This window comes from Microcoleus sp. S13C4, assembly GCF_036700865.1.
In the GTDB taxonomy this organism is placed as follows: Bacteria; Cyanobacteriota; Cyanobacteriia; order Cyanobacteriales; family Microcoleaceae; genus Microcoleus.
Map to the genome: position 1 here is coordinate 1 of NZ_JAUBPS010000074.1, position 16,235 is coordinate 16,235.

The 16,235-nt window shown below is 46.7% G+C and carries 9 protein-coding genes; 4 read left to right on the top strand and 5 right to left on the bottom strand.

The window, feature by feature from the left end; all coding sequences use genetic code 11:
• Positions 1–3,777: DUF4347 domain-containing protein (locus QT996_RS23660; RefSeq protein ID WP_333049476.1), on the bottom strand; the 3,777-nt coding region annotated here is incomplete at its 3' end.
• Between the two features lie 321 nt (positions 3,778–4,098).
• Between QT996_RS23660 and QT996_RS23665 the strand changes: the two genes are divergently transcribed.
• Together QT996_RS23665 and QT996_RS23670 are read left to right on the top strand one after the other, a co-directional pair.
• Positions 4,099–4,443: a DUF4915 domain-containing protein gene (locus QT996_RS23665; RefSeq protein ID WP_333049502.1), complete on the top strand. Its 345-nt coding sequence runs from the start codon at positions 4,099–4,101 to the stop codon at positions 4,441–4,443.
• 194 nt (positions 4,444–4,637) lie between these two features.
• Positions 4,638–5,354 (top strand): DevA family ABC transporter ATP-binding protein, encoded by a 717-nt coding sequence (locus QT996_RS23670; RefSeq protein WP_333049478.1) that lies wholly within the window; start codon positions 4,638–4,640, stop codon positions 5,352–5,354.
• A 116-nt stretch (positions 5,355–5,470) separates the two neighbouring features.
• Here QT996_RS23670 and QT996_RS23675 read toward each other — a convergent pair whose 3' ends face one another.
• From QT996_RS23675 to QT996_RS23685, 3 genes are all read right to left on the bottom strand, one after another.
• Positions 5,471–6,526, bottom strand: coding sequence for a glycoside hydrolase family 104 protein (locus QT996_RS23675; protein WP_333049480.1), 1,056 nt, complete (start codon positions 6,524–6,526; stop codon positions 5,471–5,473).
• Between the two features lie 102 nt (positions 6,527–6,628).
• A complete protein-coding gene (locus QT996_RS23680) occupies positions 6,629–7,894 on the bottom strand; it encodes a glycosyltransferase (RefSeq protein WP_333049481.1) in 1,266 nt (421 codons plus the stop codon).
• Between the two features lie 565 nt (positions 7,895–8,459).
• Positions 8,460–9,377, bottom strand: a complete 918-nt coding sequence (locus QT996_RS23685) for a YihY/virulence factor BrkB family protein (RefSeq protein ID WP_333049483.1) — start codon at positions 9,375–9,377, stop codon at positions 8,460–8,462.
• A 111-nt stretch (positions 9,378–9,488) separates the two neighbouring features.
• On the opposite strand from QT996_RS23685, the gene QT996_RS23690 reads away from it, so the two are divergent.
• Positions 9,489–10,574 carry a hypothetical protein gene (locus QT996_RS23690; RefSeq protein ID WP_333049484.1) on the top strand — a complete coding sequence of 362 codons (1,086 nt, stop codon included), beginning with the start codon at positions 9,489–9,491 and terminating at the stop codon, positions 10,572–10,574.
• A 323-nt stretch (positions 10,575–10,897) separates the two neighbouring features.
• Positions 10,898–11,791, top strand: coding sequence for a CNNM domain-containing protein (locus QT996_RS23695; protein WP_333049485.1), 894 nt, complete (start codon positions 10,898–10,900; stop codon positions 11,789–11,791).
• Between the two features lie 147 nt (positions 11,792–11,938).
• Here the strand turns inward: QT996_RS23695 and QT996_RS23700 are convergent, their stop codons facing one another.
• Complete coding sequence (locus QT996_RS23700) at positions 11,939–16,225, bottom strand: O-linked N-acetylglucosamine transferase family protein (protein ID WP_333049486.1); 4,287 nt, start codon at positions 16,223–16,225, stop codon at positions 11,939–11,941.
• Between the last annotated feature and the right edge of the window lie 10 nt (positions 16,226–16,235).

Here is a 16,235-nt window from a genome sequence, read left to right on the forward strand (position 1 = left end):
GCCGCAATGAACAATGACTATATGATGCAAATTCTCAAGTGCTTTTGTCAAGGCTGATTGAGATGCTCTTACCCTGGGGTTAGTAGCGGTATATTGTAACACAAAGTTATCACGCTCCAAGCCACCGGTGAGCACATCGAAACCTTTATCTCCCCATAACTCATCATTCCCATTCCCACCAATCAAGACATCATTTCCCTTCCCCCCGTGTAAGAGATCATTATCATTGCCACCAGTGAGAGTATCATTGTCCTTATTTCCACTCAAGAAGTCATCACCATTACCACCCGACAATTGATCGGATTCTTTACCCCCAAACAAGTTATCCTTCCCATTACCACCATCAATGGTATCAGCGCCTCTGTTACCATGAATCGTGTCATTACCGTCACTTCCCGTCAAGTTATCATTCCCTGATAACGCGAATATCGGTTTGCCAAAGGCTGATTGTGGGATACTGGTATCATCTTCATCACTCAGTAGATATTTGCCATCTATTTCTTGATTTTGTGGCAAATTAGTTGGTTCACCGCGATCGATATTACTGACTGATGGCGTGTTAATTGCGATGGTTATGGGTGTCGGTGTCGGCGTTTCCGTTGGTGTTGGTGTCGGTGTTTCTGTTGGTGTTGGTGTTTCCGTTGGTGTTGTCGGTGTTTCTGTGGGAGTTGGTGTCACCGTTGGTGTCGGTGTTACCGGTGGAATTGGTATTGGCGTTGGTTTGAAAATCGGCACCGCAATATTAACGTTAAAAGTCCCTAAACTACCAGCAACATTGAAATTGCCAAGACTATCTTTAACTTGACTTGCTTGCAACTTAACAGTATAAGTTCCATTGTCAGTATTATCCCAACTTTGCCCAGGCGGAATAAACGAATAAGTCGCTGTCCGAGGCGTACCATTACTATTAGTATCGACACTGACAAATTTGGCAGGAATGTCACCGCCCGACCAATTTATCAAAATATCAGAACTGTCCAAACTTGAAACATCGACAGCATGATTATCGCTGAAAGTAACTGTCAAACTTTGACTGGTTCCTCCGGCTGTCGTAATATCAGCAACAGGATTTATGGTGACGGTGGGTGCAACGGCATCGACTAATACGCCTGTGGTGCTACCGACGCTATTTAAAGTTAGGATCGCGTTGGCATTGGTGGCATTTTGAATGGTAGCATCCGTGGGTAAAGTTAAGGCCGTACCAACTGTGATGCCGTCGGTATCTAGGTTGCCAGAAGCAACAGTATAGCGGAAGGTATGGGTGGTGGCAGAGACTCCTGTACCGTTGAGGGTAGCATTGACAGTGCGGTCAGTATCTAGGGTAATCGGTAAGTTGGCACCGCCAGTGATGGTTACCGGTTCCTTGAAGGTAACGGTAAATTCCAGGTTTTCTCCAACTCCATAGGTGCTATTGGTGGGTGCGCTGACACTGGTGATGGCGGGGGCGGGGGCGGGGTTGATGGTAATATTGGCAGTTTCGTCAGCCACGCTGAATACGCTGGATGTGCTGTTATTGGTTAAGTCTGCTCCTGTGTCTGCGGTGCCGCCGTTGATGCCGATGATTTGATCCCAGGCTTTGAAGGTAAAGGCGTTAGTGACAGTGCCATTATAGCTGGCATTGGGGACAAAGCGGATTTTGGTGTTAGCGTCAGATGCTAGGAGACGTGCATTGATGGGCGAGGCGGTAAATGTATTCCAAGTTGTGCCGTCAGTGGTGTATTGCCAAGTGCCGTTAGTTGTGTCTAAGTTGGTGATCGCGATGCCTTGTTTGGCATCGGTGTCACTGTCGGTGATTTTTGTTCCCCCCAGATTCGTGATAATTGTGCTAATTAGTGTGCCGGTACTGGTGCTGTCTCCTTGGTTGATGGCGGTGAGGGCGGGGGTGCCGCTGTTATCTAATACGGGAGAGTGGTTGACGAGGACGTTGACGGTGATGGGAGTGCTGACACCGCTACTGTCTTTGGCGGTGTAGGTGAAGGTGTCTACGCCGTTGAAATTGGCGTTTGGGGTGTAGAGGATGTTTCTTTTCGGGTCTATCGCGATCGCTCCGACCATACCCGGAGCATCCAGATCTAGGTTAAAGGTAGTATCAGCAGCCCCAGTCGTCGGGTTTAACTTCGCAATATGGTTGCGAGTTTGACCGCCGATGGTGTTGAAGTAGCCACCGACTATGAGGTTGCCGCTGCTATCAATAGCGATCACATTGATTCGAGCAGAATTCATAGGCCCGGAAGTGTTCGGATTTGGGTTAAAGGTAGTATCAGCAACCGCAGTCGTCGGGTCTAACTTCACAATGCTCTTTTGCCCGGCCTCCGAGAACCAGCTACCGACATAAGGGTTGCCACTGCTATCGATGGCGATCGCATAGACATAACCATGCACATTACTGAAATAACCATCCGCATTTGCGTTAAAGGTAGTATCAGCAGCCCCAGTCGTCGGGTCTAACTTCGCAACTACATTGCGAGTTTGGCCGCCGATGGTGTTGAAGTCGCCACTGACTATGAGGTTGCCACTGCTATCGATGGCGATCGCATGGACATAACCACTCGCATTTGGGTTAAAGGTAGTATCAGCAGCCCCAGTCGTCGGGTTTAACTTCGCAATGTAATTGCGAGTTTGGTCGCCGATGGTGTTGAAGTCGCCACCGACTATGAGGTTGCCACTGCTATCAATGGCGATCGCAGAGACATGATTCCCATAGCTATCATAAGGTGTCCCCGGAGCTGGCGTATTTTGGTTCGCATTCGGGTTAAAGGTAGTATCAGCAGCCCCAGTCGTCGGGTTTAACTTCGCAATGTTGTTGCGAGTTTGACCGCCGATGCTGGTGAAGTTGCCACCAACTATGAGGTTGCCACTGCTATCAATGGGGATCGCAGAGACACGATAACCATTCGGATTTGGGTTAAAGGTAGTATCAGCAACCCCAGTCGTCGGGTTTAACTTCGCAATGTATCCGCGACTACCGACTATGAGGTTGCCACTGCTATCGAGAGCGATCGCATTGGCCTCACTATACGTATACGCATTGGGGTTAAAGGTAGTATCAACAGCCCCGTCGGAGTTTAACTTGATAAGGCCGGTGAGAGGCAGGTCGCGGATACGGTAGCCGCCAGCGACATAGATCGAATCATTAATAATCGCGGTGCCGTGGCTAGGGCCGGTGACAATACTATCAACACTGAGTCTGCCGGTTCCCGTGTCGTTCGCTAAAACATCGATCGCGGTGGAAGTATGGGTAGCACTAAAATTGATGCTTTTGCTATCTGCGGTGCCAGTGAGTCCGGCTAAAGTGTAGTGATAATTGGCAAAATTCAGGGGTTGGGTTTCAATTTCCCCAACTTTCACTTCTAACTCCCCGTCGCCGCCAAAGGCCGCAGAACCTGTTATGTTATTAGAAGCGGCTACATCTGCGCCTGTTATTTCGCTGAGATGCTTGACAAAATTGAGGCCAGTTTCTCCCGCGGCTACATCGCATCCATATAATAGGATATCGCCGTTTTCAGTTAGGGCATTTCCCCACTGTTTTATCTGACTGCTGAAATTTTCTAGGTTGTTAGAGTCGAGTATGTCAGAACCAAGTTTTAAACTACCTTCGCTACCGTGGGAAAGGATGTGTACGGCTTCTACATCTTTTTGATCTGCCAAGGCTTGAGTAATTTGTGCGATCGCGCTCGAATTTTCATGTAAAAGGACAATTTGAGCGGAATTGACATTTTGAATCAGGCTTTGATAATCTTGTACAGAGGAGTCAACGAAAATGATTTCCTTGTTCATGGTAATCACCTTATTGGTTTTTATTAATTCTAGGACTTAGGCATTCAGCGCAATTACCAACAATAGATGAGGCTTTTGGTGATACCAAAAGCCGAGAACAACGAAATCTCGGGTTAGTGCGTAATTTCTAACTCATTCACGGCAAAAGTTTTTGCTTACCGGATGATAATTTCATCTAATCAATCACAACTTTTGCCGACTCAGTAAGTAATTATACTATACTGCTATTAAAGCATTTACTACAAAATCAATAGTGATTTGTTTACTTAAATTAATGAAATTTCAATTATCTTAAAAGATTTTGTAAATATTAATCCATTGGTGTTCGACAATGACGATCGCACCGGAGGGAAAGAGAGCGGTTGGCGGCTGGGTGAGGTGATTAATTCTCGGATTTTCTCAATGCGATCAAAACATAGATGCTCAGCCAGAAACCAACAGAATCTAGGTTTTTTGGCGAATCTTCGATCGCACAATGGGGCTTTACTGTACGAACGCCTCTATTTAAGCTCAAAATATCAACTTTGGCTAGACAATGTGCTAGCTGCGGGTGGGGAACATCCAGGTTACGATCGCCTATATATTCCAAGAATCGGCTATACTACAGGAGATATCGACATTCACGATATCGCAGTAGATAAAAATAACCAAATCATTACTCTATGACGTGCAAATAATTCCCGCAACGCAAAAACCAATGGCTTTAGGTTTTCCAACGGAAGAAATTGCTCAGTTAGTTACGTTGGAATTTTTACCGCAGATGGCATAGTTGGAAATTTTTACCGCAGATGGTAGCGGATATACGCAGATCAATGTTGATTGAGGACTTTAGTCCTCACTACCAACCTCACTTTTAACTTATGAAATCCACTAATATCAGCACGACAACTAACAAATTACCGATTTATGAGCCTATAATTTCCGCGCACCAACTCGACCACTACTTCGGTCAAGGTCAACTGCGAAAACAGGTACTTTTTGACATTAATCTCGAAATTAAAGCAGGTGAAATTGTGCTGATGACGGGGCCTTCCGGTTCTGGAAAAACCACGCTTTTAACTTTAATTGGCGGACTGAGATCCGGTCAATCGGGAAGTCTCAAAATTCTGGGTCAAGAAATGTGCAAAGCGAGTTCAGACCAATTGGTAAAGGCGCGGCGCAAAATAGGCTATATTTTTCAGGCGCACAATTTACACCGCAGTTTGACGGCGCTGCAAAACGTGCAAATGGGTTTGGAAGTTCACGGGAATTTGTCGCGTTCTCAAATGCGCGATCGCTCTGCAAAAATGCTAGAGTTAGTAGGGCTGGAACAGCGGATTAACTATTATCCAGATGACTTGTCAGGAGGGCAAAAACAAAGAGTTGCGATCGCCCGCGCTTTGGTCAGTCAACCGCAAATTGTTCTAGCTGACGAACCAACAGCCGCCCTGGACAGCAAATCCGGTCGCGAAGTGGTGAATTTGATCCAGGAATTAGCCAAAGAGCAAGGCTGTACAATTCTGTTAGTAACCCACGATAACCGAATTTTAGATATTGCCGATCGCATAGTTCACATGGAAGATGGAAAATTAGCCTAATTTTTAAATTTCCGAAGAATCGACATTACCCATAACTCCCTCATTTTCAATTTTGGATGTCAAAATTTAATCCAAAATTGCCAAACCCCAATCTAAACTCGTCCTGGGACTATTCACTAATTGCTAACAACTAATCCTTGTCGGTAAATCCCCAAATTTTGCAGGTACATTGCTTCGAGTTTGGGCATCGACGATTCTACAGAACCGCCATAACGCCGAAAAGAAGGCCAGATGTAAGCGAGTTTTCTGACTGCTGACTCCAATCGACCCGCTTCTATATCTTCTAATGCACCTTTTTCTCGGATTAACTCTACAGCTACAAAATCTTGATTTTGGGGGCTGAAATCGCTGATGCTAAATTTTTTGGCAAATCTGTCCCAAGTGGTGCTGAGAAACTGATATCGCCCGGCTGCGTCGGAACAGAGTTTTTGGCCATAGCGGCGGCCGCACCTCATTTCCCTGGGATGATCTTGAAAGCTGACAAATTTCGTGCCGGTGTACTGGGTGCGGTAGCCGTCGGGGCTAGCGGTTCCTTCGGCGGTGGCAATCGTGTCGAGAAAGGCTTTGACTCGACGTTCCGGGCCGATGCTATCGAGTCTGCTATCCTTTATGGGCTCTGGTGAATAGAGGGTTGCAGTTTCCGATTCCCGATCGCGCTCCATGTTATCCTCTCCTTTGTCTGGTGAGTCGAGATCCGCAACTTCCGGCAAGCGTTTCGGGGTGGGTGAGCTTTCTGCCCAGACTGATTGTCCCCACAGTCTCGGCGTCATTCGACCTAAGAAAAAGCACAAACAGATTAATAAAGTGCACGAAAGTTTAAAACGGAGGCGTTTGGACAGTTGCCTGCGCTGCCACACCGGCCACCCGTGCAGAGGGACGGCTGCGGGCAATATTCCCGTTTGCTGGCCGAAGGCGAACAGCGATTTCAGCGCTAGCAAGGTTTGCTTGTAGAAACCGGGTGCAAGTTTGCGAGCTCTCATGGCTGCAGCGAAAGTCTCGACATCAGTCAGAGTCACTTCTGCCAGCGGTTTTTCTACAAACAGCCGAAAACGGTTGGCCGCCTGCCAGCTAAAGCGCTTGCTGCGGGGGGATTTGCGCTCCACCCACAGGCGAATTAGCTCGATGTCTGAAATGGGTTGCAGATGGCTTCCCAGATGTTCTGGCGCGTACAAGAGTACCTCCTGATATCACTTCTAGTTGAAGGTTCCCAGTTAGAACGGATGAGTGAAACAGGGATCAAGGGAAACTGGCTTCAACTATACTAAGTGATACTACTAAGCGCTCACCGGGTCAAGTTGAATGGCCGATTGTTCGAGCAGTTGAGTGTAAAGTTGACCCAGTTGGGAGGCGATACCGTCCCAACTGAAATAGGTTTCGACGCGCTGGCGGCCTGTGTGTCCGAGTTGCTGGCGCCATACTGAGTTAAGTAACAAGCGATCGATCGCATCGGCAAAGGCTGCTTCATTTTTCGGCGGCGCAAGCAAACCTGTTTCTTGGGGAACTACAGTATATTTGAGCCCTCCCACGTCGGAGGCGATTACGGGCGTGCCGCAGGCCATCGCTTCAATGGCGACTAAACCGAAGGGTTCGTAGTGGCTGGGAATGACGCACACATCGGCCGCGGCGTAGTAGGCGGGGAGAATGTCTATGCTCAAGGCGCCGGGAAAACTGGTAATGTCGCTCATGCCGAGTTCTTCAACGATGCTGCCGATCCGAGCGCGCTCTTTACCGTCGCTTTCCCCCGCACGCCAACCGCCACCAATTATGAGTTTTAAATCGGCTTTGGGCGTCGCCGACAGACTGACGGCGCGGACTAAGGTTTCGATGCCCTGGCGGGGGTCGAAACGACCTACGTACAACACGACTTTGGTTTCGGGGGCTATGCCCAAGTGGCGGCGGGCGGTCGATCGGGCGATCGAGCCGAACCGTTCAATGTCGGTACCGCAGGGAATAATGTCAATGTTGCCTTTTGAGGAAACCAGAGACCTCATGTTTTCTTTTTCTTGGGGGCTGGTAGCCACCACGCGATCGGCTGTTTCCAGAAGTGTTTTTTCTACTTGCAGCCTGGTTTTGGCAATCATCGGAATTGTCGAAACCGACTTGTATTTAATTGCTGCCAAAGAATGGTAAGTGTGAACTTGCAGCAGAGATTGCGATTTTTTCAACTCCATTCCCACCCAAGAAGACAGCCAGTAATTGGTGTGAACTAACGGATATTGAAAGCCTGACTCTAACTGAAATTTCAGAAATTCTTGAACAAAGATTGGTAAATATCCAGAAATTTCGTCCCCGGAAATAAATTCTTGCGACCCTGCTACTAGCCGAATTGTCCGGCAATTGGGACTGTGCTGTACAATTCTTGCTTGTTGGCGATCGGATGAGCGGGTGAACATATCAACTTGCCACCCCTGTTTCGCCAGAGATTCTCCTACTTGACGCACGTAAACATTTGGTCTTCCCGCTTCTTCTTTGCCAATTTCCACAGCGGGATCACCGTGTACGGAGATGAGAGCGATGCGTTTTTTAGTTGATGAAATCATGCTTTATTACCAAAATTTTTAAAATTTTTAGGAGAAGATTGAAAGTGCTATTTTGGCTGATCCGCTGGGACTGGAATCTTCTAGGTAATTTGTATTAAAGTGAAAATGCGGGATCGATAAATCATCCTTCAGGGATAAGTTGCAGGTAAAAATTGACAGACGACTTCCTTCTGCTGACAGAGACGTGCAGCAGCTAAAACTCTAGATAATCTAAATAGAAATGAATGAGGGTGAAGGGAATTTTCCGGATTCTGGCCGGTGTAAAACTCGCACCTCCTAGCCATCTCTAACTCGAGCCTGCTTTCAGCTTGCTGCTAGAGATGCGAGGTCAGCAGAAGGTATGATTTGATCCCTCTGAATAAATAGGTAGGGATTTGGAGAAAGCAGAATTCTGCCGTCTCGAAGACCGAATATTACAGGGCAAGGGAAAAAAAAGCAAAGTTATTGCATTCAAAATTTTTCTTTCGTTCCGCCTTGCACCTTCTGTCTTTTTCCCTCTTCCTTTTTGCTTCTTCTATCAAACTCGGAGTGCGAGTTTAACCTCAAATTTCCCGTTTGTCTAATGTTAAGAGTTCTTGCGAGGTTTGCGTGCCGAGGATTCCCCATTTTCGCTGTTGAGGAGATTGTTTCGCGAATCTCGCATTCTGGAGCCGTATCGGTTAGCCCAAACTTGGGTAAACTCGGCACCTAAGAAGAGAATTTGAGCGGAATAATTAATCCACAGCAGGATAATCACGAACGATCCAGCAGCACCGTAGGTAGAGGCAATACCGCTACCTCCGAGGTAAACTCCAATTAGGGATTTGCCGATCGTAAACAGCATTGAGGTGATGGCGGCGCCTATCCAAACATCATTCCACGCAAGATGGACATCGGGCAAAAGTTTGTAAATTAAGGCAAAAAGCAGCGTAACTACGCCAAAGGAGATAGCAAAGTCCACAATCTGCCAAATACCCACTGGTAATTGCAGCCAGCCGTTCAACCAATAGCTGACGGCAGCTAAAACGGCGCTAAGGACTAAAGATACTAGCAGTAAAAAGCCTATACCTAAAATCATTGCAAAAGACAATACGCGGTCTTGCAGGAATCCCCAGATGCCTCGTCCGGGAGGCGGTGAAACATTCCAAATAGTATTGAGGGCTTCTTTGAGATTAGTAAACACGTTGGAAGCGCCCCACAAAAGTGTAGCGATGCCGACTAAAGTAGCAATCATTCCCGACTTGGGTTCGGAGGCTTTGAGAATCAGTTCTTGGACAGTTTGGGCGCCATCTTTACCGATTAAACTTTGGAGTTGGGCGACGATTTGACCTTGGGCTGCGTCTGCACCAAAGACTAAACCGACGATCGCAATTACGATAATTAGCAGCGGGGCGAGGGAGAAGACTGTGTAATAGGCTAGGGCGGCGGCTAAGGTTGGCGCTTTATCTTCTTGCCATTCAGTAAAAGTTTGTTTGAGCAGCGATATGACTGTTTTTAAGTTCACGACATTTGGTTTCCTTATACTTATCGTCCAAGGGATTCTAGTAGGTTAAGAGTTTTTTAGCCTCGGCCACAAGATAGATTTATCGATTAGCAAATTCGGAAAATTACTTTTATGTCAAATTCCCACACAACTGTTAACAGCACCGATGTAAAATCGTCCAAAAAAGCAATTTCTTGGGCCAAACTGAGCGCATTAGTAGCGGTGGTCAATTTCTTGCTAGTGCTTTTTCATTTCAGTTACCTTCAGTTGCGACCTGTTTATCAGAGCTTTTTTCCGGGTTTAGTTAAAATTTATGACCCGATTAAAGGCATTGATTCAAGTTTGCCAAATCCCGAATATTTGAAAAGCCCTGACCAGTTTTGGCGAATTGATACCTTTTTTATCGGTTTTTTTGGGGCGGAATTTTTGATTAAAAGTCTGTTCCACACCCGCCGCAAACCGGGGGTAACTTGGTTTGATTTTGTGCTGAGGCGCTGGTACGAGGTGTTTATGGTGATCCCGATTTGGCAGGGGTGCCGCATTCTGCCGGTATTGGTGCGGCTGCACAAGTCGGGTTTGCTGAATCTCGATCGCGCAGTTGCTCAAGTTACCTACGAACCGGTGGCTTATTTAGCCAATACGATGTCGGAATACATGATGGTGCGGTTTATCAATCAAGCTAAAAGTTCGATCAAACAGGGCGACGCGGCGCAGATGTTGCTGGCGCAGCAGCCGTACCTTCACGTCAATCAGGAAAATACGATCGAACAAATTACCAAGCGGATTTTGGATCTGACAATTTACAAAGTTTTGCCGCAGGTGCAACCGGATTTGGAAGAATTGCTGCACCACAATTTGGAAACAACAATCAAACAGTCGGATTTTTATCAAATCGTCCAAACTTTCTCTCCAATTAACATTTTGCCGACGGAGATGACCGAACAGCTAGCAAATTATTTGGCTCAAACTGCTGTGGATGTGGTATCTACTACTTACGAAGACGATAAAGGTCGAAAAATTCTAGATAATTTCAGCCAAGAATTTAATCAAAGTTTGCGGCGGGAATTGCAAGATGAGAAAACTCTCGGGGAATTGCAGTCGCTGCTGTCGGATTTGTTAGAAGAAGTGAAGTTGAATTACATTCAAGGCGGGTTGAAGTCCGATCCGGTACAGACTTTTACGGAAATTAACTCGCTCCGGGGAGTAAGGGAGAGTTGATACAGCAATGAGTTCCGGTGTTGTGAATTGGATTTTTTTACTCCCATCTTGCATCATTGTCAAGAACAGGCAAGATGCCTGTTCCTAAACAAGTAATTGAGAATGGTGCAATATCTCAGGTAAAACGAACCGCGAAGACGCCAAGGGCACCAAGGAAGAGAAGAGAAAGAGTTCACAAGTTCTACGGGTAAGGTGCGCCTCGGCGCACCTACGAATAAGGAAGGGTAGTGAGGATATCCGAAATGTCGGGCGTTCAACCTATCTGAAGCGCAAGCTAAAATAAAAGAATTAACCTAAAACATCTATCATATTAGATATCTATCTTGAACAACCTTACTTGCCTGGAAATAGAAGTCGCTCAAACAATGCTGAGATTAGCAATGTTGCTGGGCTTAACCCTTTTAATCGCGTTTTTTGTGGCGTCAGAACTAGCATTAGTATCAGCCGATCGCCATCAAATCCGCCAACTTGCCCACTTGGACGATCGCCCAACTGCTAAAACCGCCGAACTCGTCCACCAAGCTCAAAACAACATACCGCATTACCTGTCTGTGACTCAAACTGGCACAACAGCAGGGAGTTTGCTGTTAGGTTGGTTGGGTGAGGGAGCGACTGTACACTGGATCGAACCGTGGATCGACAAATTGCCGATCGGTCATTTCCCGGCCGTGCTGACTGCTCATTCGATCGCAGTTCCCGCAGCATTCATCTTAGTAACTTACGTCGAGATAGTCTTAGGAGAACTAATCCCCAAAGTATTAGCAAACCACGCCCCAGAACGCACAGCTTTGCTGTTGATGCCGGCCCTCGAACTCTGCTCCAAATTACTGTGGCCGCTGCTAGCAATTCTCAACGGTACGGTGCGGCTGCTGACTGGTTGGATTACCAGTCAAGAGTCTCAACCCCTGCTGTTACCTTCCGAAGCAACGATCGTTCAAAAAGATGCTCATTCGGCACTAATTTCGGGCAATTGGGAAGTGACCGCAGTTAACGAAAAACTCGGGTTAAACCTGCCGACAAACCAAGCTTACCAAACAATCGCCGGATTCGTGATCCACAATTTAGGTAAAATGCCCAATCAAGGCGATCGGCTATTGTGGGGCGAGTTAGAAATAGAAGCAGAAAATGTAGTAGAAGGCAGTTTAGAAACAGTGCTAGTGCGTCAGGTAACTCGCCCTTTGTTTGAGACTCAACAGCCAGAACTCGTGTTAAATTAAATTACTACGGCTAGGGACAATGATTTCTCAAATCTCTCTCTTCCCTTCTATTCTCTTCCTTCGTGTCATAAGCGTCTTCACGATTCGTTTCCATCCTGAGATTTGAGATTAGCAACTAATCCCAAATCTCAAAACCTGCGCCTTTCATCACCCAACAGCCACTTTAACCGCACCCCCAACAAACTGCTCGTAATCCTCGAACAACCACGCAGGCAAACAAGTCTTCGCATCCTGAACCCGCAACTGTCCAGGGCGACAATACAGCATCCCCGCCAACAAATTATTCACAGCTTTAGGCGTTCCAAACCCTTTACTTAACTCAACAACCAACGAGTTGAAAAACTCGCGATCGCTCTCATTCAGCGGCTCGTTAATAAACCCGCTGCCCAGCATTGCTTTGTAACCCTTGCCAAAATCGCTCCGGTACAAAACTTCTACTTGTTCGCCGGAAACGCTCAGCCACAAATCTGCAATTTGCTTGCGAATATGCCGCAAATCTGCTATTACCAATTCAGCCGTCGGGTCTATTTCATAGAGATTGAGGGCAGCAGTTAATTGATTGAGAAACTGCGGCAGATAATCTTGTTTGACAAGTGTTGGTTCTGTTGCCGCAAATGCGCTTTCAAACACCTTTTCGTAATCTTCAAGCAACCACTGGGGCAAGCGGGTGCGAGCATCGGGAACCCGCATTTTTCCCGGAACAAAATACAGCATTGCCCCCAGCAGAGCATTGATAGCTTGAGGCTGCACCAACCCTTTACTAATGTCGGTCAATTGCTGCAAAAATTTTTGTTCGGCTTCCGTCATTGCTTCTGCTTGCAAGCTGCAGCTAAGAATTGCTTGATATCCCTTGCGAACCTCTCCTCGGTAAAAGTTTTCGAGTTTTTCTGAAGGAACACTCAGCCAAAAATCAGCCATTTGTTTTCTGATTTGGCGAAGTTCCAAAACTATCGATTCGTCAGAGGAATCGATGCGGTAAAGATTGACGCATCCTAACAGTTGATTCGCAAATTGCGGGGATTGAATGTATTGAGCTAGCAAGTCAGAACTTGAATCAGACTTGATGGCGGCTTCAGTCTCAAAAACTTGTTCGTAATCCCCAATTAACCAGTGCGGCAAACGGTTGCGAGCGTCGGGAATTCGCATAGTTTCCGGTGGGAAATACAGCATCGCCGCGAGCAAGGCGTTGACAGCTTTGGGATGGACTAATCCTTTGCTAATCTGGGTTAATTGCTGCAAAAATATTTGTTCGCTTTCGATCATCGGTTGACGTTGGAAACCGCTCTTGAGCAGGATTTGATAGCTGTTACCTGAAGCGCTTCTGTAGGCGGTTTCGAGGTTTTCGGCAGGAAGGTTCAGCCAAAAATCAGCGATTTGTTTGCGGATTTGACGCAGTTCGGATATTGCTGAGATGTTTGAGGAATTTCTCTGGTAAAGGTTGACGGTGTTCCAGAGGATCTCGCTCAAATCTGGCTGCTTTGGAATGCTATCCTGTAAGCTGCGGGATGCTTCCAGGTGGCTGGTTTGCCATTCGCCAAAGAGTTCTTGGAATAATTTGCCGATCGCCCCAGAGTATGCAACACTATCAAAACAGCGCGGATTGCCTTGCATTTTTTGCTGAATTTCCTGCCGTTTTTGCTGTCGCAATTGCGGGTTAGTGCCGAGGCTAACGGCTAGCTGAATGTAAGATGCTTCGTCATACGCAATTAAATCCGACATTTGCAGTTCCCGCAGCATCGCCGAACCTTGGCGGAACCGCAAAGCATTTCCTTCCACAACCACCGCCGGCAATCCTACTTGCAAAGGATCGATTAACGATGTTGCCCCAGCATAAGGATAGGAATCGAGATAAACATCTGCTAGCTGCAAAAATTCTTTCACATCCGCGCGACTAGGCAGTTGTTTTACGAACCGCAAGCGGTTGTTATTCACGCCGTATTTAGCGCATACAGCGTTCAGATTGTTGACAAAAGGTGTCGCTGGATAGGTGCGAGTCCAAGCCGGCCCGAAGGGATATAAAATCAAGATTGAATCGGGTACAGCAGCTAGAATTTTTACCCAACTCTCCCTCAACTCCGGCAGAATTTTGTAGAAGTTGGCGCCGGAGATAAAAACTGTTGTATTGTCTGAAATTCCCAGACTTTGGCGGGTAGGTTTAACTGTAGCAACTTCCGATTCTGTTGCGTATGTGAAACAAAAACCGCTGCCTTCGAGAACAGCCAACTGTTCGCGATATTGTTCTTGATAACTAGCATCCGGCGCGGTAAATTGGCCTGCGATGTAGTAATCCATGTGCCGGATTCCGGTGGTTGTCGGGGAACAGAAAGAAGTAGTTTGTACCCGCGCTAGACGGTGAATTGCTAGTGAAGTCAGCGGTTTGTTAATAGCTGTTAAATTCGTACCGAAAAACAGGATATCTAAGTCGTCGGCGCGGATTGTTTGGACTTGCGATGCAAAGTCTTTCGGGAGTGCAACCAGTTTGTCGGCGCGACTTTGACAATATTGTTCTAATTGGTGGCCGCTGGTGTTGAGCGCGTACAGGTAAATCTCGAACTGGTTGCGGTTTAAATGCTCGAAAACCGGGATGGTAGCGAAGGTTTCGGTTTGCGGCGCGAAATGGTCGCTGATGATGCCGAGGCGGATTTTTGTCCGATTTGGCGATCGCGCCGGGAAGATACAATCAATTGAACAGCCGCGATTTTTGAGCGAAAACTCGATAATTTCAGCCCGTTTGGTGTAAATATCGCGCAGGTTTGCCGTGGTAAAGTACAGCGGGATAAAGTTCGCAACTTGCGAAAAAAATAAACCTATATTTTGCCAAAGTTGGGAATCGGGATTTTTGAAGATATTGCTATGGAGGTAATCCGCCCAGCCTTGGATAAATTGATAGTAACTGTCTGCTTCTCCTCGGGTTTGAAATACGTTCGGACAAGTAAACATGAATTTGAGATATTCGTTAGCGAACCAATTAGGCACTGTAGCGCGATCGTACTTGAGCGGCAATTGGTCTGCTCGTCGGTACAGCATGGCTGCAAGCAGGTAATTGATGGCTTGTGGCTCGTTAAATCCTTTCGCCACATTGGCGACTAATTCGCTCACAAAAGTCTCTTCTGTATCCGTTAGCGGTTCATATCTAATGTCGCTGGCCAGCAGCGCTTGGTGCTGTTTGCCGACATCGCCTGCCAAGGCACTGGCAACTTGTTCGGCTGGTAAGCTAAGCCAAATTGCTGCAATTTGTTGTCTAGCTTGGCGGACATTTGCTAATGCAGATAAATCAGCGGAATTTTTCTGGTATTGCGCGATAATGCCTGACAATAAGATTGGAGCTTCCGGCGATTTGGCCGAGATTTGCTGTTGGCTGCCGCAGGCTTGCATCAACGCTGAACTAACTGTTATTGCCATTTTTGACCAAGAAAATTTGCGGAATTGTCCCAGTCCGGCAGCAATTAACGAGTTGCGAATATCCGGTTTCTGCACGTCAAGCAGGGCATTTCCCAGTGCATTAACATCATTTTCACCTACATAAAATGCTGCTTCGCCTGCTACTTCGGGAATCGAGCTGTTGGGACAAGTGACGACGGGACAACCGCAAGTCATTGCTTCCAATATTGGCAGTCCGAAACCTTCATACTTCGAGGGAAATATGAGGGCGATCGCACCCGAGTAAGCCGCTCTTAATTCAGCGTCGCCCAAATACAGCAGGTGCACGTTTACACCAGCAGTGTACGGTTGTAATTTAGGTTCTAGCGAAGGTTGACCGCTAGTACAAACAACATCAAATCCCGACTTGCTGCTGAGTCTCGATAAAGCTTGAAAAAAAGCGATCGTATTTTTATAACCGTTGAATCCCAAACGTTCTCCCACTATTAAAAAGTAGGGTTTATTAATCCGGTGTGTACTTTTAAATGCTTCTATTTCTGGTAGACTAGAAGGATAAAAATGTTTTTGAATGCCGCAGTGAGCGACAGTAATTGATTGGGGAGATATTTCGGGGAAAAACTTTACTAAGTCGCGGGCCGTGCTTTGGGAAATGGCGATGTAGGAAGATGCTTGGCGGATAGCATGATGTTTTTCTCGCCACATGGGATTATTCAGGTCGCCTCCCGTAACTTCGGGTATCATATCGTAGGCGACAAATGCCGATCGCGTCGAAATCGGGGTTGTATAATAGGTAGAAACAAATAAATCTGCATTTTCTAGATCGCACATTTGCTGCAACATTTGTTTATCAGCATCGGTTTTGTTGTAATCGTAAACCGGAATCGAGCGATATTGAATCCCGGCAATCTTCGGTGCTGTGCCGGCTCGATCCAGCATTACTATATTCTCAGCAAAACCGTCTTTTACCCATTCTTCCATCAAAGACTGCCAAACGCGAGCAATCCCGCTTTTTTGCTGGCTTTGAAAAAATATGCCGTCAATAACTATTTTCATGATTGGTGAG